The 25,451-nt window shown below is 73.5% G+C and carries 22 protein-coding genes; 10 read left to right on the top strand and 12 right to left on the bottom strand.

The genetic code is table 11. The annotated features are described in order from the left end of the window. Nucleotides 1-492 precede the first annotated feature (492 nt). From rny to Asera_RS25230, 3 genes are all read left to right on the top strand, one after another. Complete coding sequence (rny, locus tag Asera_RS25240; protein WP_030446356.1) at nt 493-2,232, top strand: ribonuclease Y; 1,740 nt, start codon at nt 493-495, stop codon at nt 2,230-2,232. Nucleotides 2,233-2,921: 689 nt separating this feature from the next. Beyond that, nucleotides 2,922-3,611 (top strand): DUF998 domain-containing protein, encoded by a 690-nt coding sequence (locus Asera_RS25235; RefSeq protein WP_169745839.1) that lies wholly within the window; start codon nt 2,922-2,924, stop codon nt 3,609-3,611. Further along, nucleotides 3,608-5,851, top strand: a complete 2,244-nt coding sequence (locus tag Asera_RS25230; protein WP_030446353.1) for a glycosyltransferase — start codon at nt 3,608-3,610, stop codon at nt 5,849-5,851. Before Asera_RS25235 ends, Asera_RS25230 begins: the two co-directional genes overlap by 4 nt. Before the next feature lie 127 nt (nt 5,852-5,978). Here Asera_RS25230 and Asera_RS25225 read toward each other — a convergent pair whose 3' ends face one another. From Asera_RS25225 to Asera_RS25210, 4 genes are all read right to left on the bottom strand, one after another. Next, nucleotides 5,979-6,914, bottom strand: a complete 936-nt coding sequence (locus Asera_RS25225; RefSeq protein WP_030446352.1) for an amino acid ABC transporter permease — start codon at nt 6,912-6,914, stop codon at nt 5,979-5,981. Then, entirely contained in the window at nt 6,911-7,624 is a 714-nt protein-coding gene (locus Asera_RS25220; RefSeq protein ID WP_211255582.1) for an amino acid ABC transporter permease, read from the bottom strand. Before Asera_RS25220 ends, Asera_RS25225 begins: the two co-directional genes overlap by 4 nt. A gap of 66 nt (nt 7,625-7,690) precedes the next feature. Beyond that, entirely contained in the window at nt 7,691-8,608 is a 918-nt protein-coding gene (locus tag Asera_RS25215) for a glutamate ABC transporter substrate-binding protein (RefSeq protein ID WP_030446350.1), read from the bottom strand. A 100-nt stretch (nt 8,609-8,708) separates the two neighbouring features. Continuing rightward, nucleotides 8,709-9,437: an amino acid ABC transporter ATP-binding protein gene (locus Asera_RS25210; RefSeq protein WP_030446349.1), complete on the bottom strand. Its 729-nt coding sequence runs from the start codon at nt 9,435-9,437 to the stop codon at nt 8,709-8,711. Nucleotides 9,438-9,829: 392 nt separating this feature from the next. On the opposite strand from Asera_RS25210, the gene miaB reads away from it, so the two are divergent. After that, nucleotides 9,830-11,293, top strand: coding sequence for a tRNA (N6-isopentenyl adenosine(37)-C2)-methylthiotransferase MiaB (gene miaB, locus Asera_RS25205; protein WP_030446348.1), 1,464 nt, complete (start codon nt 9,830-9,832; stop codon nt 11,291-11,293). Nucleotides 11,294-11,490: 197 nt separating this feature from the next. Here miaB and Asera_RS25200 read toward each other — a convergent pair whose 3' ends face one another. Both Asera_RS25200 and Asera_RS25195 read right to left on the bottom strand, forming a co-directional pair. Further along, on the bottom strand, nt 11,491-12,429 hold the full coding sequence (locus Asera_RS25200; RefSeq protein WP_030446347.1) for a phosphotriesterase family protein: 939 nt from the start codon (nt 12,427-12,429) through the stop codon (nt 11,491-11,493). Then, nucleotides 12,426-12,842: a carboxymuconolactone decarboxylase family protein gene (locus tag Asera_RS25195; protein WP_051802248.1), complete on the bottom strand. Its 417-nt coding sequence runs from the start codon at nt 12,840-12,842 to the stop codon at nt 12,426-12,428. Before Asera_RS25195 ends, Asera_RS25200 begins: the two co-directional genes overlap by 4 nt. A gap of 68 nt (nt 12,843-12,910) precedes the next feature. Here Asera_RS25195 and Asera_RS25190 point away from each other — a divergent pair, with 68 nt between their 5' ends. Beyond that, nucleotides 12,911-13,471 carry a CGNR zinc finger domain-containing protein gene (locus Asera_RS25190; protein WP_211255581.1) on the top strand — a complete coding sequence of 187 codons (561 nt, stop codon included), beginning with the start codon at nt 12,911-12,913 and terminating at the stop codon, nt 13,469-13,471. Nucleotides 13,472-13,611: 140 nt separating this feature from the next. Here Asera_RS25190 and Asera_RS25185 read toward each other — a convergent pair whose 3' ends face one another. Next, a complete protein-coding gene (locus tag Asera_RS25185; protein ID WP_035296678.1) occupies nt 13,612-14,688 on the bottom strand; it encodes a polyprenyl synthetase family protein in 1,077 nt (358 codons plus the stop codon). 248 nt (nt 14,689-14,936) lie between these two features. Here Asera_RS25185 and metF point away from each other — a divergent pair, with 248 nt between their 5' ends. Next, nucleotides 14,937-15,863, top strand: coding sequence for a methylenetetrahydrofolate reductase [NAD(P)H] (gene metF, locus Asera_RS25180; RefSeq protein ID WP_030446343.1), 927 nt, complete (start codon nt 14,937-14,939; stop codon nt 15,861-15,863). A 25-nt stretch (nt 15,864-15,888) separates the two neighbouring features. Beyond that, entirely contained in the window at nt 15,889-16,578 is a 690-nt protein-coding gene (locus tag Asera_RS25175; RefSeq protein ID WP_030446342.1) for a CDP-alcohol phosphatidyltransferase family protein, read from the top strand. Nucleotides 16,579-16,618: 40 nt separating this feature from the next. On the opposite strand, the gene Asera_RS25170 is transcribed toward Asera_RS25175, so the two are convergent. Then, nucleotides 16,619-18,142: an FAD-dependent monooxygenase gene (locus Asera_RS25170; protein ID WP_030446341.1), complete on the bottom strand. Its 1,524-nt coding sequence runs from the start codon at nt 18,140-18,142 to the stop codon at nt 16,619-16,621. Nucleotides 18,143-18,274: 132 nt separating this feature from the next. Between Asera_RS25170 and Asera_RS25165 the strand changes: the two genes are divergently transcribed. Continuing rightward, nucleotides 18,275-18,925, top strand: a complete 651-nt coding sequence (locus Asera_RS25165; RefSeq protein WP_030446340.1) for a TetR family transcriptional regulator — start codon at nt 18,275-18,277, stop codon at nt 18,923-18,925. Nucleotides 18,926-18,991: 66 nt separating this feature from the next. Here Asera_RS25165 and Asera_RS25160 read toward each other — a convergent pair whose 3' ends face one another. The 3 genes from Asera_RS25160 to Asera_RS25150 all read right to left on the bottom strand — a co-directional run bounded on the left by Asera_RS25160 (nt 18,992) and on the right by Asera_RS25150 (nt 20,991). Further along, nucleotides 18,992-19,855, bottom strand: coding sequence for a hypothetical protein (locus Asera_RS25160; protein ID WP_051802247.1), 864 nt, complete (start codon nt 19,853-19,855; stop codon nt 18,992-18,994). A gap of 105 nt (nt 19,856-19,960) precedes the next feature. Further along, the gene (locus tag Asera_RS25155; RefSeq protein ID WP_030446338.1) at nt 19,961-20,503 is read right to left on the bottom strand and encodes a GNAT family N-acetyltransferase; all 543 of its coding nucleotides are present in this window, start codon (nt 20,501-20,503) and stop codon (nt 19,961-19,963) included. 101 nt (nt 20,504-20,604) lie between these two features. Next, nucleotides 20,605-20,991 carry a GntR family transcriptional regulator gene (locus tag Asera_RS25150; RefSeq protein WP_035296675.1) on the bottom strand — a complete coding sequence of 129 codons (387 nt, stop codon included), beginning with the start codon at nt 20,989-20,991 and terminating at the stop codon, nt 20,605-20,607. 126 nt (nt 20,992-21,117) lie between these two features. Between Asera_RS25150 and Asera_RS25145 the strand changes: the two genes are divergently transcribed. After that, the gene (locus Asera_RS25145; RefSeq protein WP_030446336.1) at nt 21,118-23,064 is read left to right on the top strand and encodes a M3 family metallopeptidase; all 1,947 of its coding nucleotides are present in this window, start codon (nt 21,118-21,120) and stop codon (nt 23,062-23,064) included. A gap of 31 nt (nt 23,065-23,095) precedes the next feature. Here the strand turns inward: Asera_RS25145 and Asera_RS25140 are convergent, their stop codons facing one another. Then, nucleotides 23,096-24,427 carry a cytochrome P450 gene (locus Asera_RS25140; RefSeq protein WP_084131555.1) on the bottom strand — a complete coding sequence of 444 codons (1,332 nt, stop codon included), beginning with the start codon at nt 24,425-24,427 and terminating at the stop codon, nt 23,096-23,098. Between the two features lie 513 nt (nt 24,428-24,940). Here Asera_RS25140 and Asera_RS25135 point away from each other — a divergent pair. Then, nucleotides 24,941-25,432: an SAV_6107 family HEPN domain-containing protein gene (locus Asera_RS25135; protein ID WP_425305955.1), complete on the top strand. Its 492-nt coding sequence runs from the start codon at nt 24,941-24,943 to the stop codon at nt 25,430-25,432. The last annotated feature ends 19 nt before the right edge of the window (nt 25,433-25,451 follow it).

Raw genomic sequence — 25,451 nt, 5'->3', positions numbered from 1 at the left:
ACCGGTGTGTGGCCGACTCGATCGGGTGACATCGGCGTGTCGCGGCTGCCCGATGTGTCGCGGCTTGGTGCCTCGGGCGAACCGCCGATTCTCGGTGGGACCTGCGGTTCGGTCCGCACCGGTGACGTCGCTTCGGCCGAGGTGCCGGCTGCCGTGCCCAGCGCGCGGGTGGGGATCCTTGACCGGGGTCGCGGCGCGACTTAGCCTCAGCCGTACCAAAGGAGCAGTCCGAACCACGCGGGCAGTGGGCCCGCACATAGCGTGCACGACACAACGCCATATCGTCGCGAGAGTGACAGCGCCACGCCGTCGTGGGCGGCGAGAAGTCACACCGTCGCAAGAGCGAGGAGCAACGCAGGTGACCGGCGCTGCCGGTCCTGGCTGGGGTCCAGCAGGTGCAGTGATGCGCCGCTGGCGTTCGTGCATGCTCGCCGCCGGGCTCTCCTTTCCGGGTGCCGTGCGTTCGCACGGCCGCGAAGGAGGGAGGCGGCCATGACCGCGAGCGACCTGCTGGTGCTGGTGGCGCTGGTGCTCGTCGTGGTGGCGGTGGTCGTGGTCGTCGTGGCCGTGGTTCTGGTGCGACGGATCCAGGCCGCACCGCAGCCCCCGGCGGTGTTGCCGGAGGAGGATCCGGCCGTCGTCGCGGAGCGTGAGCGGCACGAGGCGGCGCTGCGCTCCGCCCGGGTGGCGGTCGACGAGGCGACCGTCGAGCTCGAGCGGGCGCGGGCGCAGACCGTGGCGGCTCAGGCCGAAGCGACGGCGGCACGTACCGAGGCCGAGCGGGTGCGGGTCGCCGCCCGCGAGGAGGCCGACCAGCTGCGCCAGCGCGCGCGCCGGCAGGCCGACCAGGATGCCGAGCAGGCGTTGGCCCAGGCCCGGCGTACCGGCGAGCAGGAGCAGCAGCGGGTGCTGAGCGAGGCCAGGGAGCGGCTGGCCGAGCTGGAGCGGCGGGAGCAGCGGCTCGACGAGCGGGAACGCCGGCTGGACGAGGAGGTCGAGCGGCTCGCCGAGCGCGACCGCCGGCTGGCCGCCGGCGAGACCGAACTTGCGGAGCGGTCCGCCGCGGTGGCCGAGGTCGACCAGGAACGCCGACGGGAGCTGGAGCGGGTCGCCGGGTTGACCGCGGAGGCGGCGAAGGGCGAGCTGGTCGAGTCGATCGAGACCGCCGCCAAGCGGGAGGCGGCCATCCTGGTCCGCGACATCGAGGCGGACGCCCGCTCGACCGCGGAGCTGCGGGCTCGTGCGCTGGTGGTCGACGCGATCCAGCGGGTGGCGAGCGAGCAGACCGCGGAGAGCGTGGTCAGCGTGCTGCACCTGCCGTCGGACGAGATGAAGGGCCGCATCATCGGCCGCGAGGGCCGCAACATCCGCGCGTTCGAGTCGGTGACCGGAGTGAACCTGATCATCGACGACACCCCCGAGGCGGTACTGCTGTCCTGCTTCGATCCGGTGCGCCGGGAGATCGGCCGGTTGACGCTGGAGAAGCTGGTACTGGACGGTCGGATCCACCCGCACCGGATCGAGGAGGTGCACGACGCCGCCCGCCAGGAGGTCGAGCGGCTGTGCCTGCGGGCGGCGGAGGACGCACTGGTCGAGGTGGGGATCACCGAGCTGCATCCGGAGCTGGTGGCGCACCTGGGCCGGCTGCGCTACCGCACCAGCTACGGGCAGAACGTGTTGAAGCACCTGGTGGAGACCGCGCACATCGCCGGCATCATGGCCGCCGAGCTGCGGTTGGACCCGAGCGTGATCAAGCGGTGCGCGTTCCTGCACGACATCGGCAAGGCGCTCACCCACGAGGTGGAGGGCAGCCACGCCCTGATCGGCGCCGACCTGGCCCGCAAGTACGGCGAGGCCGACGTGGTGGTGCACGCGATCGAGGCGCACCACAACGAGGTGGCACCGCAGACCATCGAGGCGGTCCTGACCCAGGCCGCCGACGCGTGCTCCGGTGGCCGGCCCGGCGCCCGCCGGGAGAGCCTCGAGGCGTACGTGAAGCGGTTGGAACGCATCGAGGAGATCGCCGGCGGCAAGGCCGGCGTGGAGAAGGTCTTCGCGATGCAGGCCGGCCGGGAGATCCGGGTGATGGTGCGCCCGGACGAGGTCGACGAGATCGGCTCCGCGGTCCTGGCGCGGGACGTGGCGAAGCAGATCGAGGAGGAGCTGACCTATCCGGGTCAGATCCGGGTCACCGTGGTGCGCGAGTCGCGGGCCACCGAGATCGCCCGCTGATCCTTCCAGCCGGCTGCCGCCGTGGCGGCACGGTCCCCCGGGCGGGCCATCGACGGCTCGAACGGAGTGGGCGCGGACGCCGGTCCCGGGCGGGCCATCGACGGCTCGAACGGAGCGGGCGCGGACGCCGGTCCCGGGCGGGCCATCGACGGCTCGAACGGAGCGGGCGCGGACGCCGGTCCCGGGCGGGCCATGGACCGCTCGAACGGGGCGGGCGCCGACGCCGGTCGTCTCGGCGATGCCGGCATCGGGGATGACCCGGATCGCCACTCCGGGGTCGGGCACCGGGGGTAACCGGGGCAGCGCCCCGGATGTGCCGAAGCTCCCCGCCCGCGAGGGTCGTAGGTATGCCAGACGATCTCCTCGCGCCGCGCCAGGCCGGCGCCCTGCCCGCACGCCAGGCCGGCGCCCTGCCCGCACGCCAGGCCGGCGTTCTGCCCGCACGCCAGGCCGGCGTTCTGCCCGCACGCCGGGACGGCGCCGTGGGTTCGCGCCGGGCCGGCGCCGGACCCGTACTTCCGGCTGGGGTCGAGTCCCCGCACTGTGGTCAGCCCTACCCCGCGGCTGCGGCTGCCGCCAGGTCCGATTCAGGTGCTTGCGGCAGTGTGCCTGCCGATCCGGGATGTGACCGTGTACCTGGCGGTGCCGGAGCGGCCGGTACCGCGGTGGACACGGCCGGGGGTGAGACGGTGCGATCGGTACCTGGTGCCGCGGTGCTGTCCCTGTCGCTGGTGGGGCTCGCCCTCCTGCTGATCGGGTACCTGCACGCCGCGGCCGGGGTGGACCCGGTGCACGGCATGGTCAGCGACTACGTGTTCACGCCGCTCGGGTCGGTGCTGCTGCCGGTCGCGGTGCTGGTGCTCGCCGCCGGGCTGATGGTGCTGCGACGGGCGTTGCTCGTGGCGGGCGCCGCCGGCCGGTGGACCGGGGTACTGGTCGCGGCCGCGGCGCTGGGTTCGGCGCTGATCGGGTTGTTCCCGGCCGACGTGACGGGTGCGCCGGTGACCACGACCGGCCTGGTGCACAAGCTCGCCGGCGGCCTGCTGTTCGGTGCGGTACCGGTCGCGGTGCTGACCCTGGTGGCGGGCTCGCGGCGGGACCGGTGGCGGGCGGTGGGTCGCCCGCTGCGGTGGCTGGCGTGGCTGTCGATCGGGCTGTTCGCCGGGTTCCTGACCAGCTACCTGCCGCTGTTCGGGATGCCGTTCCCGGGCGGCGAGGTGCTGGTGGGGGCCCAGGGACTGCTCGAGCGGCTGGTACTCGCGCCGGAGCTGGCGCTGGTGGTCGTCGTGGCAGCCCGGCTGATCCGTACCGGGCTTCCCGCCACGCCGGTGCCGGCGGCGGCTGCGGTCGCCCCGGCCGGGGCGGAGGTGGCGCGATGACCGCGGTGGCGATCGTGCTCGCGCTGGCCGGCGCGGTGGCGTACGCGTTGGCCGCGCACGTGCAGCACGCCGCGGTGCGCACCGCGTGCGCCCCGGGCCGCGGCCGGCTCGCCCGGTTGGTACGGCAGCGCCGCTGGTTCGGCGGCTTGCTGCTGATCGGGGTCGGCGCCGGTTTGCACTCGGCCGCGCTGGGGCTGGCGCCGCTGAGCGTGGTGCAGCCGCTGGGCGTGCTCGCGGTGGTACTGGTTGCGGCGCTGTCGGCGGTCACGGCCCGGCGCTGGCCGGGCGGGGTGACGTTGACCGCGATCGGTGCGACGACCGCGGCGGTGGGCGGGTTCGTCCTGCTCACCTCGGGGCAGGCCCGGGACACCGTGATCTCGGACGTGGCCATCGGCCGCACCGCACTGCTCGCCGCGGCGGGTGTCGCGGTGCTCGGTGCGTTGGCGCCGCTGGTACGGGGGCGGGCGCGGTGCCTCGCGCTCGCCACGGCGGGCGGCCTGGCGTACGGGTTCGTGTCGGTGTCGACCCGGGTGGTGGTGCAGCGGTTGCTGGTCGGCGGCATCGGCGCGGTACCGGTGCTGGTCCTGGTCGGGCTGGTGGTGGCGCTGCTGGTCGGCGGCGCGCTGATCCAGCTCGGGTACGCCTCGGGGCCACCGACGGTGGTGGTGGCGTGCCTGACCATGGCCGACCCGTTCTTCGCGGTACTGGTCGGTGCGGTGCTGCTGGGCGAGGGTGCCGCGATGTCGCCGGCGACGGTGGCCGGTCAGGTGGCGTTGGCGCTGGTGGCGGCGGGCGGCGTGGTGCTGCTGGCCAGGTTCCACCCGGATGCGGCCCCGCGACCGGCGCGCGACGGCGGAGAGCCGGCCGCGCTGCCGGGCGGGTCGCAGTCGCCCGCGCCGACCGGGGATCGGGCGCCGGCCGGAGGCGAGAACGCGGTGAGCCGCGGGGACAAGGCAGGGCACGGGCTCCCGGCGGGGGTGCCGGGAGCAGGCGGATCGAACGGATCACGAACGACGGCGACGGCGCCGTCACGGACGAGGGAGCAGACGGTGAACGGTGGCGACAGTGCGGCTCGGCGCATCGTGGTGGGTGCGGACACGTTCGTACCGGACGTCAACGGTGCGGCGCGGTTCTCGTACCGGCTGGCGACGGGGTTGGCGGCCCGCGGGCACGAGGTGCACGTGCTGGCGCCGTCTCCGGACGGGGCCGCTGGAGTGTCCATGATGGAGGGTGTGTTCGTGCACCGGGTGCGGGCGCGGCGCACGCCGTTCCACCCGACGTTCCGGTTCTGCCCACCGTGGCAGGCGTCCGCCGCGGCCGACGACCTGCTCGCGGAGCTGGCGCCGGACGTGGTGCACATCCAGTCGCACATGCTGATCGGCCGGGCGTTGTCGGTGGCCGCGAACCGGCACCGGGTGCCGCTGGTGGCGACCAACCACTTCATGCCGGAGAACCTGTTCGGCTACCTGCGGCTGCCCGGCGTGCTGCACGATGCGGCCCGGTCGGCGGCCTGGCGGGATGCGGCCAGGGTGTTCCACCGGGCGGTGGCGGTCACCGCGCCGACCCAGCGGGCGGTGGAGCTGTTGCAGGAGAACGGGATCGAGCACGCCGAGGCGGTCTCCTGCGGGATCGACCTGGACCGGTTCGAGGCCCGCCGGGCGCCGGACGCGGAAGTGCCGACGGTGCTGTTCGTCGGCCGGCTGGACGCCGAGAAGCGGGTCGACGAGCTGATCCGGGCACTCGCGCTGCTGCCGGCGGCGCTGCCGCTCGACGTCGAGCTGGTGGGTACCGGCTCGCGCCGGGACGAGTGGCAGCGGCTCGCCGCCGACCTGGGTGTCGGCGACCGGGTCCGGTTCAGCGGGTTCGTGCCGGACGACGAGCTGCCGGCCGCGTACGAGCGGGCCGACATCTTCTGCATCCCGGGCATCGCCGAGCTGCAGAGCCTGGTGACGATGGAGGCGATGGCGGCCGGTCGCCCGGTGGTCGCCGCCGATGCGATGGCGCTGCCGCACCTGGTGCGCAACGGCGACAACGGCTGGCTGTACCAGCCGGGCGACGTGGCGGGGCTGGCGTCCCGGCTCGGGATGCTCGCCGCCGATCCGCAGCTGCGGGTACGGATGGGTGCGGCGGGCCGGCGCCGGGTCGAGCAGCACGCCGTGCCGGCGACCCTGCGGCGGTACGAGGAGATCTACGCCCAGGTGCTCGGCGAGCGGGTGGCCGAGCCGGCGCTGGCAGCCTGACCGCGACCGGCCCGGCGGCACCCGGGCCGGCGGTGACCCGGCCCGGCGGCAACCCGGCCCGGGGCCGGACGGCACTTGGCGCCCCTGTCGGTGACAGGGGCGCCGAGTCGTACGCAGCGGTGTGGTGCTACTTCGGTGCTTCGCCGCCACCGAGCGGGCCGGCGGCCACCGGCTCCTCGCCGGTCTGCATCGCGGTCAGCGGCGCGGCGGCGAGCTTGCGGGAGCGCGACATCCGCCGCTCCAGCCAGGAGGCCAGCCAGGACAGCAGCAGGTTGATCACGATGTAGATGGCGACGACCACGATCAGCGTGGTGACCACCGGCGGCTGCGGCAGCTCCCAGATGTCGGCGCCGCCCTGGTAGATCCGCTTGCCGAAGCTCAGCAGCTCCTGGTAGCCGACGATGAAACCGAGCGCGGAGTCCTTCAGCGCCACCACGCACTGCGCGACGATCGCCGGCAGCATCATCCGGATCGCCTGCGGCGCCAGGATCATCCGCATCACCGCGGTCTTGCGCATGCCGATCGCGTAGGCCGCCTCGGACTGGCCCCGCGGTACCGCGTTGATGCCGGCGCGGAACACCTCGGCGAGCACCGACCCGTTGTACAGGGTCAGACCGACCACCAGCGCGGCGAACGCGTCCGGCGGGGTGGCGCCGATCGCGGTACCGATGAACGACAGCGGCGGGCCCCAGGTGAACAGGCCGAACAGGATCAGCAGCAGCAGCGGCACGGCGCGGAAGAACTCGATCACCACGAACGCCGGCCAGCGCAGCCAGCCCCGGTCGGACAGTCGGCCGGTGGCGAGGATGGCCCCCAGCACCAGCGCGAGCACGATCGACAGCAGCGCCGCCTTGATCGTCGCGAACAGCGACTCGAACAGCTGCCGCCACAGCCCGGAGTCGACGAACGGGCTCCACATGGCGGCGGACAGCTGGCCCTTGCGGGCCACCTGCCAGATCACGAACGCGACGACCGCGGCCAGCGCCACGATGCTCACCGCGGTCCAGAACCGGATCCGGCGGCGCGCGGCCGGCCCGGGGTTGTCGTACAGCACGCTCGTCATCGAGACACCGCCAGTCGCCGTTCGGCCAGGTTGAACGCTCCGGACACCAGCAGGGTCAGCACGATGTAGCCGACCGCCACCGCGATGAACTCGGCGTAGAGATGCTCGGGATGGTCCCGGACCTGGTCGTCGAAGAACTTGGTCAGCTCGCTGACGTTGAAGAACTCGGCGATCGCGGAGTTCTTGATCATCGCGATGTACATGCTGGCCAGGGGCGGCAGCACGGACCGCAGCGCCTGCGGCAGCACCACCAGCCGCAGCGTCTGGCCGAACGTCATGCCCACCGCGCGGGCCGCCTCGGCCTGTCCGACCGGTACCGCGTTGAAGCCGGACCGGATCGCATCGGCGACGAAGCAGGAGGTGTAGGTGGACAGCGCGATCACGGCGAAGATGAAGAACGTGTCGACGCCGATCGCGTCGGCCCAGGCGAACCGGATGCCGACCAGCGGCAGTACCACCGAGGTCGCGAGGAACACCAGCGTCAGCGGGGTGTTGCGGAAGAAGCCGGACCACGCGGTACCGGCCACCCGCAGCGCCGCGATGGGCGACACCCGCATGGCGGCGACGATCAGCCCGATGATGGTGGCGAGGATGCCGGCGACGACCGACAGCTCGACGGTGCCGAGCAGGCCGCTGAAGAACGCCCCGCGCTGTTGCCACAGGAATTCCAGGCCGCCGGTGGACGCACCGGCGGTTTCGGCGAGAACCACGTGTCCTCCACGGGACGGTGGCGCGGACCGGGCCGGCGCCATGGCGCCGGCCCGGTCCGCGATCGGTCAGTAGCGGTCGAGGGTCGGCGGGTTCGGCGCCTCGGAGCCGGACTTGCCGAGCGTCAGGTCGTAGGCCTTCTTCCAGCTGCCGTCGGAGAAGGACGCGTCCAGCCGGTCGTCGATCCACTTCCGCAGGTCGGTGCGGTCCTTGTTCATGCCGATGCCGTACTTCTCGGTGGAGAACGGCTTGCCCACGACCATCAGGTGGTCGGGGTCCTGGGCGGCGTAGCCGAGCAGGATCGCACCGTCGGTGGTCAGCACGTCGACGGTGGAGTTCTGCAGCTGGGTCACGCAGTCGGAGTACTGCGCCAGCGCGACCGGCTTGGCCTTCGGGTAGTTCTTCTCAATGTTGGCCAGCGGGGTGGAGCCGGTCACCGAGCAGACCTTCTTACCGGCCAGGTCGTCCGGCGTCTTGATCTTGTCCTTGTCCGCCTTGCGGATCAGCATGTCCTGACCGGTCTCGTAGTACGGACCGGCGAACCCGACCAGCTGCTTGCGCTCGTCGGTGATCGAGTACGACGCGATCACCAGGTCGACGGTGCCGTTCTCCAGGAACGTCTCCCGGTTCTTGGACACCGTCTCGACGAACTCGACCTGCTTGTTGTCGTTGTAGTCCAGGCCCAGCTGACCGGCGATCATCTTGCCGATCTCGATGTCGTAGCCCTCGACCTTGCCGGAGGTCGGGTTCTTGTAGCCGATGCCCGGCTGGTCGAACTTGACGCCGATCTTGATGTGCTTGGCCTTGTGGATCTTGTCCATCGTCGAGCCCGCGGGGAACTTCGGGTCCTTGACGATGGTGTAGGCCCCGGAGGCGGCCTTGTCCTTCTTGGTCTTCTCGTCGAGCTTGCTGCCACCGCACGCGGCGACGGTGCCGAGCGCGAGCGAGCCGATGACGGCGACCGCGAGGAGTCGCTTCAGTTTCATCAGTGCCTCTCTTGGATGGGGGAGGTGCGCGACGGCATGGCCGTCGCGCACCGTCACGGGAACCGTCGGCGGGTGCGTCGCCCCGCCGACCACGACGCCGTCAGTGCGTCAGGATCTTCGACAGGAAGTCGCGGGCCCGCTCGGACTGCGGGTTGGTGAAGAACTCGTCCGGGGTGGCCTGCTCGACGATCTGGCCGTCGGCCATGAACACGACCCGGTTCGCCGCCCGGCGGGCGAAGCCCATCTCGTGGGTGACCACGATCATCGTCATGCCCTCGCGCGCCAGCGAGGTCATCACGTCCAGCACCTCGTTGATCATTTCCGGGTCGAGCGCGCTGGTGGGCTCGTCGAACAGCATCACCTTGGGCTGCATGGCCAGCGCCCGGGCGATCGCCACCCGCTGCTGCTGGCCACCGGACAGCTGGGCGGGGTACTTCTCCGCCTGGTTGGCGACGCCGACCCGCTCCAGCAGGCCCATCGCCCGCTCACGCACGAGGTCGGACTTCTCCCGGCGCACCTTCACCGGGCCGAGCGTGACGTTCTCCAGGATCGTCTTGTGCGCGAACAGGTTGAAGGACTGGAAGACCATGCCGACCTCGCTGCGCAGCCGGGCGAGCGCCTTGCCCTCCTCCGGCAACACCGAGCCGTCGACGGTGATCGTGCCGGAGTCGATCGGCTCCAGCCGGTTGATCGCCCGGCACAGCGTCGACTTGCCCGAACCGGACGGGCCGATCACCACGACGACCTCGCCGGTGTGCACCGTCAGGTTGATGTCCTGAAGCACATGCAGAGGGCCGAACCACTTGTTGACGCCGTCCAGCACGACCAGCGGCTCACCGGTGTGCGGCGGCTCGGTCGGCTCGGGAGTGGTGGCCTCGGTCTGGGTGTCCACTGCTTCGTCCTCAATCGTGCGGGGGTTCGGCGATCCCGGGTGGCGTTTTCCGTCTGCTTGCCTTGCACCGTGGCGGCAACTGTAACGGTACCGACCGACACGGCACGCGGTGACTGGTGTCACGGCGAGGTAACGAGCGCTGTTTGTGGTCAGGTGACCGGGCAAAAAGGGGCAGTCCGGCGAGCGATGTCGCCTTCCGTGATCAGATGATCCCTTTCCGTCGCTGTCGGGCGACGGCGCTCGATCCTGGCGGGCCGCCGTGGACGTGCCGGGATCGGCGGCACCGCGCGCGGCTACCCTGGTCGATTGAGATGAGTGCTGCAGTCGAGATGAGTATCGCCGTGGACACCCCAGCCGCCGCCCGCACGTACCAGGTCCGCACGTACGGCTGCCAGATGAACGTGCACGACTCCGAGCGGATCGCCGGCCTGCTGGAATCCGCCGGGTACGTCCAGGCGCCGGCCGAGGACACGCCGGACCTGGTCGTGTTCAACACCTGCGCGGTGCGGGAGAACGCCGACAACCGGCTGTACGGCAACCTCGGCCACCTGCGGCCGACCAAGGACGCGCACCCCGGCATGCAGATCGCGGTCGGCGGCTGCCTGGCGCAGAAGGACCGCGGCGAGATCGTCCGGCGGGCTCCGTGGGTCGACGTCGTCTTCGGTACCCACAACGTCGGGTCGCTTCCGGCGCTGCTGGAGCGGGCCCGGCACAACGAGGCGGCCGAGGTGGAGATCCTCGAGTCACTGGAGGTGTTCCCCTCCACCCTGCCGGCCAGGCGCGAGTCGGCCTACGCCGGCTGGGTGTCGATCTCGGTCGGCTGCAACAACACCTGCACCTTCTGCATCGTGCCGTCGCTGCGCGGCAAGGAGACCGACCGCCGGCCCGGTGACGTGCTCGCCGAGGTACGAGCGCTGGTCGAGCAGGGCGTGCTGGAGGTGACGCTGCTCGGCCAGAACGTCAACTCCTACGGGGTGGAGTTCGGCGACCGGCAGGCGTTCGGCAAGCTGCTGCGCGCCTGCGGCGACATCGACGGGCTGGAGCGGGTCCGGTTCACCAGCCCGCACCCGCGCGACTTCACCGACGACGTGATCGCCGCGATGGCCGAGACGCCGAACGTCTGCCACCAGCTGCACATGCCGCTGCAGTCCGGGTCCGACGCGGTGCTCAAGGCGATGCGCCGCTCCTACCGGTCCGGCCGCTACCTCGACATCCTGCGCCGGGTGCGGGAGGCGATGCCGGACGCGGCGATCACCACCGACATCATCGTCGGCTTCCCCGGCGAGACCGAGGAGGACTTCCAGGCCACCCTCGACGTGGTCGCCGAGGCCCGGTTCGCCTCCGCGTTCACCTTCCAGTACTCGATCCGGCCCGGCACCCCGGCCGCGACGATGGCCGACCAGGTGCCGAAGCCGGTCGTCCAGGAGCGGTACGAGCGGCTCGTCGCGCTGCAGGACGAGATCTCCTGGGCGGAGAACCGCAAGCTGGAGGGGCGCGAGGTCGAGGTGCTGGTCGCGGTCGGCGAGGGCCGCAAGGACCAGGCCACCGGGCGGCTGTCCGGGCGTGCCCGGGACGGCCGGCTGGTGCACTTCACCGGCGCCGACGGGATCCGGCCCGGCGATGTGGTCACCACCACCATCAGCTACGGCGCGCCCCACCACCTGGTCGCCGACGGCCCGGTGACCTCGCACCGGCGTACCGCCGCGGGCGACGCCGCCGAGGCCGGCCGCACCCCGAGCACCCCGGGCGTGCTGCTCGGCATGCCCACGATCGGCGCCCCCGCCGCCCGCTGACCCACCGCCGCCGGGAGCGGCCCTCGTAGCGCCGCCGCCGGGAGCGGCCCTCGTAGCGCCGCCGCCGGGAGCGGCCCTCGTGGTGCTGCCGAGGGCGGCCCTCGTGGTACCACCGCCGGGCGTGGGCTGCGCGCCGGTGTACCCGGCACTGCCGCCGGCCGGCAGCGTGCCCGGTCACCGGGTCGGCCGCGGTGCGGTCACCGCCGCCAGTCGACGGCGTACGCGCGGGCCGGGTTGGCGACGAAGATGTCCGCGGTGACCGCCGCGCCGAGCGCGTGCTCGATGCGCGGCCGCAACACCCGCAGCAGGAAGGGCATGCCCGGCCCGCCGCCGGTGCTGGCCCGCGCCGCCGCGGTGGTGGTGTCGCCGCCCACCAGTAGCTGCCGGGCGTGGCCGGCGGCGGCGAGCTCGGTCAGCGTGTCCAGCAGCCGCCAGTCGGTGGCCTGCTGGGCCCGGGAGGGCCCGTCGAACGCGAGATACGCCCCGGAGGCGGCCACGTCGCGCTGCATCCGCAGGTCCGGACAGCGGTTGAGGTGGCCGAGCACGACCCGGTCGGCCGGTACGCCCAGCCGCCCGCACAGCAGGTCGAGCACCTCCGGCGCGGCGGTACCGGCCTCGTGGTGCACCGCGATCGGGGCACCGGTGGCGTGGTGCGCCTCGGCGGCGGCGGTCATCGAGGCCCGGGCGTGCGCGGCCAGCGCGTGGAAGTCACCGGCCACCTTGATCAACCCGGCCCGAGCCGGCAGCGGCGCAGCGTCCGGGTCGTCGCCGGCGCGGATGCCCTCGGTCAGCTCGGCGACGAACAGTTCGGTCAATCGGCCGCGTACCCGGTCGAGCACGGCGGGGTCGGTGTGCGCGGCCTGGTGCAGCCCGGTCGCGGCGATCACCTGCACCCCGGTCCGGCGGGAAAGCCGGATCAGCGCGTCGGCCCGGCGGCCGGTACCCACCGGTGACCACTGGACGACCGAGCCGCCGCCGGCCGCGGCGAACGCGCGCAGCTCGGCCGCGGCGGCGGCCGGATCGGTCAGTTCCTGGCCGGGCAGCGCGGGGCTGTGGAAGAACAGGTGGTCGTGCGCGTCGCAGGTGCCGAGCCGGGCCGGATCGACGTCGCCGAGCACCGTACGCACCGTGGTCACCGGTCGCCGTCCCGCGCCGGTACGGCGTCCGAGGCGAGGGTGGCGCCGACGACGCGCAGCGCGGCCAGCGCGCGCGGCACCCCGATGTAGGGCGCGAGGTGCACGAAGACCTCGACGATCTGTTCCCGGGTCAGCCCCACCCGCAGCCCGGTCCGGACGTGCCCGGCCAGCTGCGGGTCGACGTCGCCGAGCGTGGCCAGCGCGGCGAGGTTGATCAGCTGCCGGTCGCGCAGGCTCAGCTCGCTTCGCTGGTACGTGCCGCCGAACAGGCTGGTGACGATCCAGTCGGCGAAGCCGGGGACCAGGTCGTCGAGTCCGCGCACCGCCTGCTGGGTCGGCGGGTCCTGGAGCACCTCCCACAGGCGGTGTCCCCGGTCCCGGTCGATCATCGCGGGACGCAAGCTGGCTGCCATCGTTCCTCCTTGTAACGTCTGATGCGTTACACGCTAGCAGGTAATGGCTGATGCGTTACGCTGGCGGCGTGGCGGATCGGCGGGAGTTCCGGTTCGGCTGGGGAGCGACCTGGCTGGACCTGCTGGCAACGACGGGGCAGACGTTCGGCGCACACCCCGTCGAGCGGCTCGACAGCGTGGCGCGGCTGGCCGACTGGCTCGCGCGTACCGAACTGACCCCGGCCCGGCCGCCCACCGAGCGAGACCTCGACCGGGCATGCCGGCTCCGGGAGACGTTGCGGACGCTGGCGCTGGCCACCGTGCGCGGCACCGCACCGGCCCCCGAGGCGGTCGACGAGCTGGCCGAGTTCCTGCACCGCCACCCCGACCGGGTCCGGCTGGACCTGGCCGACCGGCTGCGCCGGCAGCCGCCGGCCAGTACCACCGAGGCGCTGGCCCGGATCGCCCACCAGGCCGCCGACCAGCTCACCGGTCCGGCCCGGCACGCCTTGTCGATCTGCGCCGAACACGACTGCCAGGCGGTGTTCGCCGATCCGGTCGGGCGCCGCCGGTGGTGCCCGGCCCCGTCCTGCGCCAGCCGCGGCCGGGTCCGGGCGCTGCGGGCCCGCCGCGCCGCCGCGGCCGACTGAGCCCACCGCTCACCCGCGGCGCTCGCCGGGTGGGCACCGTCCGGCCGGCGGGCCGCTCGGCGTTGTCCGGGGCGGGAGCGGTCGATGCACGATGTGGATGGTGGCGGCGCGGACCGGCGGTCGGCCGTGTGTGGCCGGGGTCAGCGGGTACGGGCGGTGGCGGCGGTGGCGAGATCGGCGAGCACTCCGGCCGGGTACGGCGCGATCGGCGCGTCGGCGAGAGAGCCCAGGGCCGCCGCGGTGAGTTGATCGATGCGGCGTTCGGTGTCGGCCAGCGCACCGGTCTCGACGATCAGCGCGCGCAGCTGCGCCACCCCGTCGGCGTCCAGGTCGGCGGCACCGAGCCGGGCGTCGAGCACCGCGCGGCCGGCCGGGGTGGTCGCCTCGTACGCGGCGGCCACCAGGTAGGTGCGCTTGCCCTCGCGCAGGTCGTCGCCGGCCGGCTTGCCCGTCCGCGCGGGATCGCCGAACACCCCGAGCACGTCGTCGCGCAGCTGGAACGCCGCACCCAGCGGCAGCCCGTACGCCGAGTACGCGGCGAGCGTGGCGGACCCGGCACCGGCCAGCCGGCCACCGAGCAGCAGCGGCCGCTCCACCGTGTACTTCGCCGACTTGTACCGCGCGACCCGCTCGGCACGGTCCCGGGACGAGTGCGCCACGTCCGCCTGCGCCAGCACGTCCAGGTACTGCCCGGCCATCACCTCGGTACGCATCAGGTGGTACGCCTCGCGGCCGGCGGCCAGCCGCGGCGCCGGCACCCCGGACCCGTCGTACATCTCGGCCGACCAGCCCAGGCACAGATCGCCGAGCAGGATCGCGGCCGCGGTACCGAAACCTTCCGCCGCACCGGACCACCCGCGCTCGGCGTGCAGCGTGGCGAACCGGCGGTGCACGGCCGGCTCGCCGCGCCGGGTGTCGGAGGAGTCCATCACGTCGTCGTGCATCAGCGCGCACGCCTGCAGCAGCTCCAGCGACGCGAACGCGGTGACCGCCGCGCCGTCGTCGGCGCCGCCGGCACCGCGGTAGCCCCAGTACGCGAAGGTGGGCCGCAGCCGCTTGCCGCCGCCGAGCACGAACGCCTCGACCGCCGCGCAGATGTCGTCGAGCTGCGGATCGATCGTGGTGAGGCGCCCGCGTTGGGCGGCGAGGAAGTCGCGCAGCGCCGCCTCGATGCGTGCGCGCAGCGCGGCCGAGGTGGTGGCGGGCACCGTGGGCACCTGGGCTGCTCCCCGATCGTCGGCGGCCCGAGCCGCCGGTTGCTGGTACGGCGGCCGCAACCGGCGGTCGCCTGGGTGCACGGTATCCCGACCGGGACCGGCCCGCGGTCGCCGGCCGGCCCGACGACGTGATCGAGCCGGTGCGCCGCCTGACCGTCCCGCTCCGATCGAGCGGTGCGCGCCGGCGTCGGCGACATGTCCGACGGCAACGGCCGCGCGGCGGGTACGCCGGCCGGTACAGTGACCAGGTGGCACTCGGTACCCCTTCGGTGATGCCCGGTGGCGATCCCGCCATCGGGCGGTTGGTGCGTGTGGCGGCACCGACGTTCTCGTTCGAGTTCTTCCCGCCCAAGACCGAACGCGGCAACGAGCTGCTCTGGCAGGCGATCCGCGAGCTGGAGCCGCTGCACCCGTCGTTCGTGTCGGTCACCTACGGCGCTGGCGGGTCGACCCGTGGCCGCACCGTGGAGATCACCGAACGCATCGCCACCGAGACGACGCTGACCCCGATGGCGCACCTGACGGCGGTCAACCACTCCGTCGCCGAGCTGCGCAACCTGGTCGGCCGGCTGGCCGAGGCCGGGGTGCGCAACCTGCTCGCGCTGCGCGGCGACCCGCCGGGCGACCCGATGGGGGAGTGGGTCCGGCATCCGCAGGGCGTCGACTACGCGGCCGACCTGGTCCGGCTGATCCGCGAGGCCGGTGACTTCTCGGTCGGCGTGGCCGCCTTCCCGTACCGGCACCCACGCTCGCCGGACGTGGCCAGCGACACCGAGTACTTCATCGACAAGTGCCGGGCCGGTGCCGACTTCGCGATCACCCAGATGTTCTTCGACGCCGACGACTACTTCCGGCTGCGCGACCGGGTCGCCGCGGCCGGTTGCGACGTGCCGATCCTCGCCGGCATCATGCCGGTGACCCGGATGAGCACGGTGGAGCGTTCCGAGCAGATGTCCGGTGCGCCGTTCCCGCCGGCCCTCGCGGCCGAGTTCGAGCGGGTCGCCGACGACCCGGAGGCGGTGCGGCAGCTGGGGGTCGAGCAGGCCAGCCGGCTGTGCGAGCGGCTGCTCGCCGGCGGCGCGCCGGGCATCCACTTCTACACGCTGAACCGGTCCACCGCGACCCGCGAGGTGTGGCACAACCTGGCGCTGCCGACCGTCGCCGCCGGCGGCTGATGGCGATGGACCGGTAGCGGCCGCGATGGTGGCCGGCGGGGGAGTCCAGACCGACTGGGTCGGCTACGCGACCCGGTGGAAGGCGCTGCACGGCGGCTACGACCCGCAGGCCGCCGCGTTCCCGGTGCGCGGCTGGTTCTACCTCACCTACCACTCGGCCCGCGGGCTTGCCCGGGTCGGCGTCAGTCCCGCCACGGTGACGGTGGTCGGCCTGGTCTGCTGCCTGTTCGTCCCGGCGGTGGCGGCACAGCACGGCCGGTGGCCGGTGGTGGCCGGCGGCCTGGTCGCGCTCGCCGGCGTACTGGACAGCCTGGACGGCGCGGTCGCCGTGGTGGCGCGCCGCGTCACCCGGTTCGGCTACGTGTACGACGCGGTCCTCGACCGGCTCGGCGAGACCGCCTGGCTGGTGGCGTTCTGGCTGGCCGGGGTGCCCGGCTGGCTGGTCGCGCTGACCGCCTGCCTGGCCCTGCTGCACGAGTACCTGCGGGCCCGCGCCACCGCCGCCGGGCTGTCCGGTCACGCCGGCACGAGCCTCGCCGAGCGGCCGGTCCGGGTACTGGTCAGCGCGCTCGGGCTGGCGCTGGTCGGGGTGTCCGGCGGGCTGTCGGACACCCTCGCCGCCGGCGCCGGCACCGTGGCGGTCTCGATCTGGCTGCTGCTCGGCGTCGTTGGGTTCATTCAGCTGTTCGCCGCGGTCGGCCGCGACCTGGGCTGACCGGCCGGCGACGGGGCCCGGGTGGGCCGTCCGGTGACGGTCAGCGGGCGGGGCCGAACCAGCGGGTCAGCGCGTCGCTCCGGTCGGCGCTGGTGCGGTCGGTCCAGCAGACGTGCCCGTCCGGCCGGACCAGGGCCGCGCCGGGGAGCTCGACCGGGTCGCCGGACAACCCGTCGTCGGGTCGGGGGAGCGCGGCGACGGTGTCGACGCGGTCGACCCAGCCGGCGGGCACCCGACCCGGTTCGCCGAACTCCAGCAGCAGCCCCCGGCCGCGGCGCAGCAGCTCGGCCACCCGGGTCGGCCCGGTGCCGGTGTGCAGCGCCACGTCCGGCAGCCGGGCGCCGAGCAGCGGTTCGGCGGCGTCGACCGGCCCGTACCGGACGTCCAGGCCGGAGATCATCCCGGCCACCCGCCGGTTCGCGGCGGGCAGCCGCAGCAGGTCGGTGAGCAGGTCCCGGACGTCGGCGACGTCCGGGTCGGCCGGGTTCATCAGGACGCCCTGGGCGCGGGTGTTGGCGAGTACCCGGGCGGCCACCGGATGGCGTTCGTCGTGGTAGCTGTCCAGCAACGCGCCCGTGCCGTCGCCGCGCAGGTGGGCGGCGAGCTTCCAGCCGAGGTTCATCGCGTCCTGGATGCCGAGGTTGATGCCCTGACCGCCGGCGGGCAGGTGGATGTGCGCGGCGTCGCCGGCGAGCAGCACCCGGCCCAGCCGGTACCGGTCGACCTGGCGGGAGGCGTCGGAGAACCGCGACGCGTAGCGCACCCCGGTCAGGGTCAACCCGTCGCCGCAGGCGATCTGCAGCGCTTTCGCGATCTCGGCCTCGGTGACCGGCGCGTCCCGGGACACCCCCTGCTGGTCCGGGCCGCCGAACATGAACCGCCAGACCCCGTCGGCCAGCGGCGACAGCAGCGCCTGCTGCTCGCCGCTGGCGCGGACCGCCTGGCTGAAGTGCTCCAGCCGGTGGGGCAGCCCGGCGAGGTCCGGGCCGGTCAGCGTGATGTCGCTCGCGACCATCCCGTACCGCCCGGAGCGGCCCGGGAACGCGACGCCGGTCGCGGCCCGGACCCGGCTGTGCCCGCCGTCGCAGCCCACCAGGTACGCGGCGCGGAGCCGGGTGCCGTCGGACAGCACGGCAGTGACCCCGGCGTCGTCGGCCGCGAGGTCGGCGAGCGCGCAACCGGTGCGCAGCCGCACCGTCGGCAGCGCCGCGAGCCGCTCGGCCAGGAACACCTCCAGGACGTACTGCGGCACCGTCACCGGGTGCGGCCGCCGGGTCTGCCAGGGCCGGTAGTCCAGCGGCACCGGCAGGCCGGCGAGGTGTCCGCCGACGGTGCCGGCGGGCGGCCGGCCGGCCAGCAGCGGTTCGAGCAGCCCGCGCGCGTCGAGCACCTCGGCGGTACGCGGCTGGATGGAGCCGGCGCGGGACTGCCGGCTGCGTTCGGTGGCGGCGTCGAGCACCAGGGTGCGCACCCCGGCACGGCCCAGCTCGCCGGCGAGCATCAGCCCGGTGGGCCCGGCCCCCACCACGACCACCTCGGCGTCGTTGCCCTCGATATCGATCATGTCGCGCGTCCCCCACGTTTCGGCTGCGGCCCCTGCGACCGCGAGTCCCATCGTGACTCATTGACTTTACCAAGTCAAATTTTTGTCCAAGGTAGTTTTCTTCCTCAGTCACGTACGGGATATGATCGCGCCATGGACACGGACACCGAGGGGCTGCGAGCGCGCAAGAAGCGGCGCACCCGGCAGGCGATCTCGGACGCCGCGATCGCGCTGATCCTCGACCGCGGCTTCGACAAGGTGTCGGTCGCCGACATCGCCGCCGCCGCCGAGATCTCCAAGCCGACCCTGTTCGCGTACTTCCCGACCAAGGAGGACCTGGTCCTCGACCGGATCGACGACCATCGGGAGGAGGCGGCCCGGGTGGTGGCGCAGCGCGGCGACCGGCCGCCGCTGGCCGCGCTGCACGCACACCACCGGGCGCTGCTGGACGCCCGCGACCCGGTCACCGGGCTGTGCGACGAGCCGGACTCGGTGCGGTTGCGCGAGATCATCTACGGCACCCCGAGCCTCGCCGCGCACCTGCTGCGGTACGCCGCGCGCAGCGAGCGGGCGCTGGCCGATGCGCTGGTGCGTACCGCCGGGGTCGAGGAGGTCACCGCCGCGATCGCCGCCGCCGCGATCAACGCGGTGCAGCTGACCCTCGCCGAGCGCAACCACCGGGCGGTGGTCGCCGGAACCAGCGCGGACGACCGGTACCCGGTCGCGGTGCAGGCCGCCGACCGTGCCTTCGCCCTGCTCGGCGCCGGGCTGGCCGACGCGCTGGCGGCGCCGGCCGGCACCTGACGTCCGCTCCGGCTCGGCCTCGGCCGGGTCAGGTCGTGTGGCCGCTCCGGCTCGGTCTCGGCCGGGTCAGCGGTCGTGCGGCCGCTCCGGCTCGGCCTCCGCGCCGGGCGGCGGCGCCGCCTCGGCAGCGGGTTCGGCAGCGGGTTCGGCGGCCGGTTCGGGCTCGGGCGGGTCCGCGTCGGGCTTGCCGCTGACGAACTCCTGGACCGCGATCTTGGCCCGGATCAGCGGCTTGCGGATGCGTTCCTCCCGGCGCCGGGCCCGCCGCTGCTTGCGCGGCCGCTTGCCGTACCGCCAGCGGGCCCACGGTGCGTCCGGGCGGCTGAGCCGGATCGCCCCGATGATCGTCAGCAGCGGGATGAAGATACCCACCAGGCCGGTCCAGATCTTGCCCTTGAGCAGGGTGATCACCACCAGCGCCAGGTTGAACAGGGTGTAGCCGGCGCCGATCAGCCAGCCGCCGAGGCCCGGGTACAGGGCGCGGGCGTCGCTGACGTCACTGACCCCGATCGGGGTGACCCGCAACAGGATCAGGCCGGTCACCGCGATCGCGGCGAACACCGCGTCGATGGAGGTCCGGCCGGCCTTCGCCCAGTACACGTCGTCCAGGTGCAGGATCAGCGCGAACTCGTCGAGCACCAGCGCCGCACCGATCCCGAACAGCGCCGCGAACCCGGCCCGCCAGCCGACCAGGTTGTCCGGCAGCGCCAGCCCGATGACGCCGCCCAGCAGCATGAACACCACTCCGAACACGGCGTGGTGGATGTGCGTACCGCCGGGCGTCACGTTGCCCGGCCACCACCGCACCTGGGCCCGGATCATCCGCACGCTGAACCGGATGAACAGGAATCCGACCACGAAACCGCAGAAGAAGCAGAACAGCGGCAGTCGCCCGGTTTCGACGATCGAGTCGTGGAACCAGCGCCCCATCCCCGCTCACCCACCCGTTCCGGGTCGGCGCCGACCACCGCATGCATCTGCCATGGGGCTGTTCTTACCGTCGAGGACGGCTCCGGTCGGAGGGAACGGTCAGATTCACACCTCCAGCGGCAGCCGGCGGCCCAGCACCGCGAACGGTCGTTCGTCGCCCGGGAACCGGAAGTGGCGCAGCACGTCGACGAATCCGGTGCGCCGGTAGAGCCGCCAGGCCCGGGACGACTCGTACGGTGCCTCCGGCGTGGACAGCAGCACCGTCGCCTCGGTGGCGCCGTCGAGCAGCGCGGTCAGCTGCGCGTACCCCCGGCCGTGGCCCTGCGCGTCCGGCCGGACGTGCAGCTCGACCAGCTCGAAGCAGTCCGTCAGCCAGAACTTCGCCGCCTCCGCCGGCAGCCCCGAGGCGACCTGCTCGTGCCACCACTGCCCGGTCCCGGACCGGTAGCCGTACCCGAACCCCAGCAGCCGGTCGTCGTTGTCCAGGCTGGCCACCGCCCGGAAGCCGCGGTAGTGGGTGTGCGCGGCGACGAAACCGCGCCGAGCCGCCACCAGGTCCGGTGGGTAGTCCATGGCCTCCGCGTACACCGTGAGGACGTCGTCGATGCGGGCGAGCAGGTCCTCCGGCGCCCAGTGCACGAGGGTCATGGCGGCAGGCCGTTCCTTCCGGTGGATCGCGGTGTGCCGCCGGCGCGGCTGTGTGCTGACGGTACCTTGGCGGGGTCAACCACGGACCGCTGCCGCGCGCCTCACTCGGCGTGCCGATCGGCCTGCACGTCGATCAATCCGAGCGCGGCCCGCACGTACCGCAGGGACTGCTCGGCGGTCAGCCCGAGCCGGCTGGTCTGCACCGCGTAGGCGTCGGCCAGCTCGCGGGCCCGCTGCGCGGTGTGGTTGCCGCCGGCGGCGACGTAGGTGCCGCCCCGGCCGCGCGTCTCGACGATGCCCGAGGTCTCCAGCTCCCGGTAGGCGCGGGCCACCGTGTTCGCGGCCAGCCCCAGCTCGCCGGCGAGCGCGCGCACCGTCGGCAGCCTGGTGCCGGCGGGCAGCTCACCGCTGCCGGCCAGCTGCGCGACCTGCCGGCGCAACTGCTCGTACGGCGGCAGCGCCGAATTGGGCTCCACCTTCAGCCGCATCGCGTCCCCTGCCCTCGTGGCGGCAGTACCGGCCCATTCTGGCAGCAGCGGCGCCCGGTGTCCGTCCCGAAACGCGGTGCGAGCACACATCCGGATCGCCGGCGGCCGGCACGCTACCGTGCTCGAATGCAGACCACGACGACACCAGACCCGTTGCCGCTGCCGGTACCGGACGCCGACTGGACCGCGTTCGTGCAGCGCCGGGCCGCCGACAACCTGGCCGCGGCGCGCGCCGGCGTCGAGCAGCTGGCCGAGCGCGCCGCCGGTACCGGCCCGGCAACCGACGATCCGGCCGAGGTCATGGCGCGGTGGAACGACATCGGCACCGCCATCGACAACGTGGCTCAGCTCGGCGAACTGCTCGCGCAGACACACCCGGACGAGGCGGTCCGCACCGTCGCGGAGACCTGCCAGCAGGATGCCGACCGGCTCGCCACCGAGATCGGCCTGGATCCCCGGCTGTACCGGGTGCTCGCGGGCGTCGACGCCGACGCGCTGGACGCCGCCGGCCGGCGGGTGCTGGAGCGCAGCCTGCGCGACTTCCGCCGGGCCGGCGTCGACCAGCCCGAGGAGGTACGCGACCGGCTGCGCGCGCTCGCCGAGCGCCAGGTGCAGCTGGGCCAGCGGTTCGACAAGAACATCCGGGACGACGTGCGTTCGATCCGGATCGCGCCGGAACGGCTGGCCGGGCTGCCCGCCGACTACCGTGCCGCGCACCCCGCCGACGCCGACGGCCTGGTCACCATCACCACCGAGTACCCGGACTACCAGCCGTTCAAGACCTTCGCGACCGACGCCGCCGCGCGCCGGGCACTGACCGTCGAGTTCCTCAACCGGGCCTGGCCGGCCAACGACGCGGTGCTGACCGAGCTGCTCGCGGTGCGGGCCGAGCAGGCCCGGCTGCTCGGCTACGCCGACTGGGCCGACTACGACGCCGAGGTCAAGATGGTCGGCTCCGGCTCCGCGATCGCCGGGTTCATCGACCGGATCGTCGCCGAGGCGCAGGGCCCCGCCGACCGCGACCGGCAGGTACTGCTGGACCGGTTGCGGGCCGACGACCCGGCGGCGACCGGCATCGACGCGGCCGACAACGCGTACTACGCCGAGGTGGTGCGGCGCGAGCGGTTCGACGTGGACGCCACGAAGGTGCGCCGCTACTTCGACTTCCCGGCGGTCCGCGACGGACTGCTCGCCGTCACCGGCCGGCTGTTCGGCCTGCGGTACCGGGAGGTGACCGGCGCGGGCGGCTGGCACGCCGACGTGACCAGCTACGACGTGTACGCCGACGAGCGGCTGCTCGGCCGCATCCACCTCGACCTGCACCCGCGGCCCGGCAAGTTCTCGCACGCGGCGATGTTCCCGCTGGTGTCCGGGATCGCCGGCCGGCAGCTGCCGGAAGGCGTGCTGCTGTGCAACTTCCCCCGCGGGCTGATGGAGCACTCCCAGGTGGTGACGCTGTTCCACGAGTTCGGTCACCTGGTGCACCACGTGCTGGCCGGCCGGCACGACTGGGGCCGGTTCTCCGGCGTGGCCACCGAGTGGGACTTCGTCGAGGCGCCCTCGCAGATGCTGGAGGAGTGGGCCTGGGACCCGCAGGTGCTGGGCAGCTTCGCCCGGGACGAGACCGGCGAGTCGATCCCGGCCGAGCTGGTCGCCCGGATGCGGCAGGCCAACGACTTCGGCAAGGGGTACTTCGCCCGCACCCAGATGTTCTACTCCTCGCTGTCGTACCTGCTGCACCACGAGAGGGTCGACGACATCACCGCGTTCAGCCAGCAGTTGCAGCGGCGCGTCGATGCGTTCGATCCGATCGACGGCACCCACTTCCACGCCGGGTTCGGTCACCTGGTCGGCTACACGTCCGCGTACTACACGTACATGTGGTCGCTGGTGATCGCGAAGGACATGTTCTCCGCGTTCGATCCGGGCAACCTGTTCGACGCCGAGGTGGCCGGCCGCTACCGCGACCAGGTGCTCGCCGCCGGCGGCAGCGACGACGCCGCGGTGCTGGTCGAACGGTTCCTCGGCCGGCCGTACACGGTGGACGCGTTCAGCGCCTGGCTGGCCCGCTGACCCGGGGTGAGCCGGCGGCGATGCCGCCGGCTCACCAGGTCACCGGGAGGGCTTCGACGCCGCTGACCAGGACGTGCCGCCAGCGCAGCTGCTCCGCCGGTACGGCCAGCCGCAGCCGCGGGCAGCGCGCCGTCAACGCCCGCAGCGCCTCCTGCAGCTCCACCCGGGCCAGGTGCGCGCCGAGACAGAAGTGCGGGCCGATGCCGAACGCGAGATGCCGGCCCGGCTCGCGGTCCAGTACCACCTCGTCCGGCCGGTCGAACGCGCGCGGATCCCGGTTGGCGGCGGCGATCGCGGCCATCACCCCGTCCCCGGCGCGCACCGTGACCCCGGCCAGCGGTACGTCGGTGGTGGCCACGCGCAGCTGGCCGACCTCGCTGAGCCGGGTGTGCCGCAACAGCTCCTCCACCGCGGTCTCGACCAGCTCGGGTTCGGCGACCAGCCGGTCCCAGTGCGCCGGCTCGCGCAGCAGGGTGGCGACGAAGCTCGCGATCTGGTTCGCCGTCGTCTCGTGCCCGGCGACCAGCAGGTTCATCCCGAACGCGACCAGCTCGTCGGTACCGAGCGCGTCGTCGCCGGCCAGCTCGGTCAGGATGTCGTCGCCGACACCCGGGTTGTCCGCCACCAGCTCGGCCAGGTAGTCGGTCAGCGCGGCCATCGCCGCCCGCACCCGCTGGGCCTCCGCCGGGACCAGGCTGTACGCCAGCTCCGTCCACGCCCGGAACCGGTCCCGATCGTCGTACGGCACGCCCAGCAGCTCGCAGATCACCTGGATCGGCAGCGGCAGGGCGAGCGCCGCCCGCAGGTCACCCGGCGCGCCGGCGGCGACCATCCGGTCCACCAGCTCTCCGGCCAGGCCGGCGATCCAGTCCCGGCGTTGCTCGATCCGCCGGCGGGAGAACACCCCCGACACCAGGCCGCGCAGCCGGGTGTGCTCCGGCGGATCGGTGGTCGGCAGCGTGCCGGGCAGCGGCGAGGACACCGCCACCCGCGGCGCCCCCGGCGCCACCGTGCCGGCCCGGGAGAAGCGCGGATCGGTGAGCACCGTACGCACGTCGTCGTACCGGGTGACCAGCCAGACCACCGAACCGGCGATGGTGCGTACCCGGGTGATCGGCTGCTGCTCGCGCAGCCGCCCCCAGACCGGATCGGGATCGAACCGGAAGCTGCCCGGAAACGGGATCTCCGGCACGTGCGGACAATCGCCCCCGGCTCCCACCCCGCCGGCTGCAGCCCCATCCGGCTCGCCGGCAATGTCCCCGGCCGGCTCGCCGGCAATGTCCCCGGCCGGCTCGCCGGCAATGTCCCCGGCCGGCTCGCCGGTGGTGTCGGTGCTGGACCGGGCGGGCCGGGGCGTGGTCATGGGCGGTACCTCCTCCGAACGGCCGATGTGTCCGAACAAGGCTAGCCACATCAGGTGTCGGAAACGGATCTTCCAGACGACGAGTCGTGACCCGCCGCGAGGAGGGGGCCGGTTGTTGCGCTCCGCCGACAAACGCGCTTTACTGGAGCGGTGTTCGAACAGGTGTTCGAACGCTCTCGGTGAGGTGAATCGCGGCACCGATCCGAGAGGCGCGGTCTCCGTCCTGCCTGCCGACCAGACCCCCAGGTGGGTGGGCGGGGCCCGTGGCCGGCCGGTCGGCCGGGCGAGGTGAGGGGAAGCATCCCGCCCGCCCGGCCGGTGCCCGGCGCCGCACTTCCCCTGCGGCTCGGGTCGGTGGTCCGCCACCGCGGCATGCAGCGCTGTCGCGGCCGGCTCGGGTCGGCTGCGCCGGCTCGGCCGGTTTTGCCGGCTGCGTCGTCGAGCCGGTTCCGCCGGCTGCGTCGGCGGCCGGCTCACTGCCGGACCGATCGCGAGCGAAGGGGAACAACCGACATGGCAAGAATGCACAAGCCCGGTTCCGTGGCGCCGATCGTTGCGGAGCGCGCCACCGCGGAGCTGCCGACGATCCCCGCCCACGTGATGCCGCACCGGTCCGCCCATGAGTTGCTGGCGCTGGCCCGGCGCGGGCTGATCGAGGCGGCGGAGACCCGCTCCGACGGACAGCGATACGCCACCGCCCATCTCGCCGCGCTGCGCGCCGCCGCGGCCGTGCTGGTGTCCCGGGCCAGACCCACCCCCGCCCGGCGCCGCCGGCCCACCAATGTGTGGGCACTGCTCTCGGCCGTGGCGCCGGAGCTGTCGCAGTGGGCGGACCGGTTCGCCGCCGGTGCCGCCAAGAGATCCGCCGCCGAGGCGGGGATCCTGCGGGTGGTCAGCGCGGTCGAGGCCGACGATCTGCGCGCCGACGCCGAACGGTTCGTCGCGGTGGTCGAGCTGTCGCTCGGTCTGCCGCACCAGCCGCTGATCACCGCCAGGGCGAGCTGACCACCGGCGGCACGGCCTT

Source organism: Actinocatenispora sera, from assembly GCF_018324685.1.
Taxonomy (GTDB): domain Bacteria; phylum Actinomycetota; class Actinomycetes; order Mycobacteriales; family Micromonosporaceae; genus Actinocatenispora; species Actinocatenispora sera.
The sequence above is the reverse complement of the archived record's forward strand: the minus strand, read 5'-3'. Positions and strand labels throughout refer to the sequence as shown.

What these genes read in the sequence shown, in the direction of transcription:
- Asera_RS25165 (WP_030446340.1), top strand. Translation starts at nt 18,275, where the DNA reads ATGGACACGGACACCGAGGGGCTGCGAGCGCGCAAGAAGCGGCGCACC.
- Asera_RS25150 (WP_035296675.1), bottom strand. Translation starts at nt 20,991, where the DNA reads ATGCGGCTGAAGGTGGAGCCCAATTCGGCGCTGCCGCCGTACGAGCAG.
- Asera_RS25155 (WP_030446338.1), bottom strand. Translation starts at nt 20,503, where the DNA reads ATGACCCTCGTGCACTGGGCGCCGGAGGACCTGCTCGCCCGCATCGAC.
- Asera_RS25135 (WP_425305955.1), top strand. Translation starts at nt 24,941, where the DNA reads ATGGCAAGAATGCACAAGCCCGGTTCCGTGGCGCCGATCGTTGCGGAG.
- Asera_RS25170 (WP_030446341.1), bottom strand. Translation starts at nt 18,142, where the DNA reads ATGATCGATATCGAGGGCAACGACGCCGAGGTGGTCGTGGTGGGGGCC.
- Asera_RS25195 (WP_051802248.1), bottom strand. Translation starts at nt 12,842, where the DNA reads ATGGCAGCCAGCTTGCGTCCCGCGATGATCGACCGGGACCGGGGACAC.
- Asera_RS25215 (WP_030446350.1), bottom strand. Translation starts at nt 8,608, where the DNA reads ATGAAACTGAAGCGACTCCTCGCGGTCGCCGTCATCGGCTCGCTCGCG.
- miaB (WP_030446348.1), top strand. Translation starts at nt 9,830, where the DNA reads ATGAGTATCGCCGTGGACACCCCAGCCGCCGCCCGCACGTACCAGGTC.
- Asera_RS25175 (WP_030446342.1), top strand. Translation starts at nt 15,889, where the DNA reads ATGGTGGCCGGCGGGGGAGTCCAGACCGACTGGGTCGGCTACGCGACC.
- Asera_RS25140 (WP_084131555.1), bottom strand. Translation starts at nt 24,427, where the DNA reads ATGACCACGCCCCGGCCCGCCCGGTCCAGCACCGACACCACCGGCGAG.
- Asera_RS25230 (WP_030446353.1), top strand. Translation starts at nt 3,608, where the DNA reads ATGACCGCGGTGGCGATCGTGCTCGCGCTGGCCGGCGCGGTGGCGTAC.
- rny (WP_030446356.1), top strand. Translation starts at nt 493, where the DNA reads ATGACCGCGAGCGACCTGCTGGTGCTGGTGGCGCTGGTGCTCGTCGTG.
- Asera_RS25160 (WP_051802247.1), bottom strand. Translation starts at nt 19,855, where the DNA reads ATGGGGCGCTGGTTCCACGACTCGATCGTCGAAACCGGGCGACTGCCG.
- Asera_RS25225 (WP_030446352.1), bottom strand. Translation starts at nt 6,914, where the DNA reads ATGACGAGCGTGCTGTACGACAACCCCGGGCCGGCCGCGCGCCGCCGG.
- Asera_RS25145 (WP_030446336.1), top strand. Translation starts at nt 21,118, where the DNA reads ATGCAGACCACGACGACACCAGACCCGTTGCCGCTGCCGGTACCGGAC.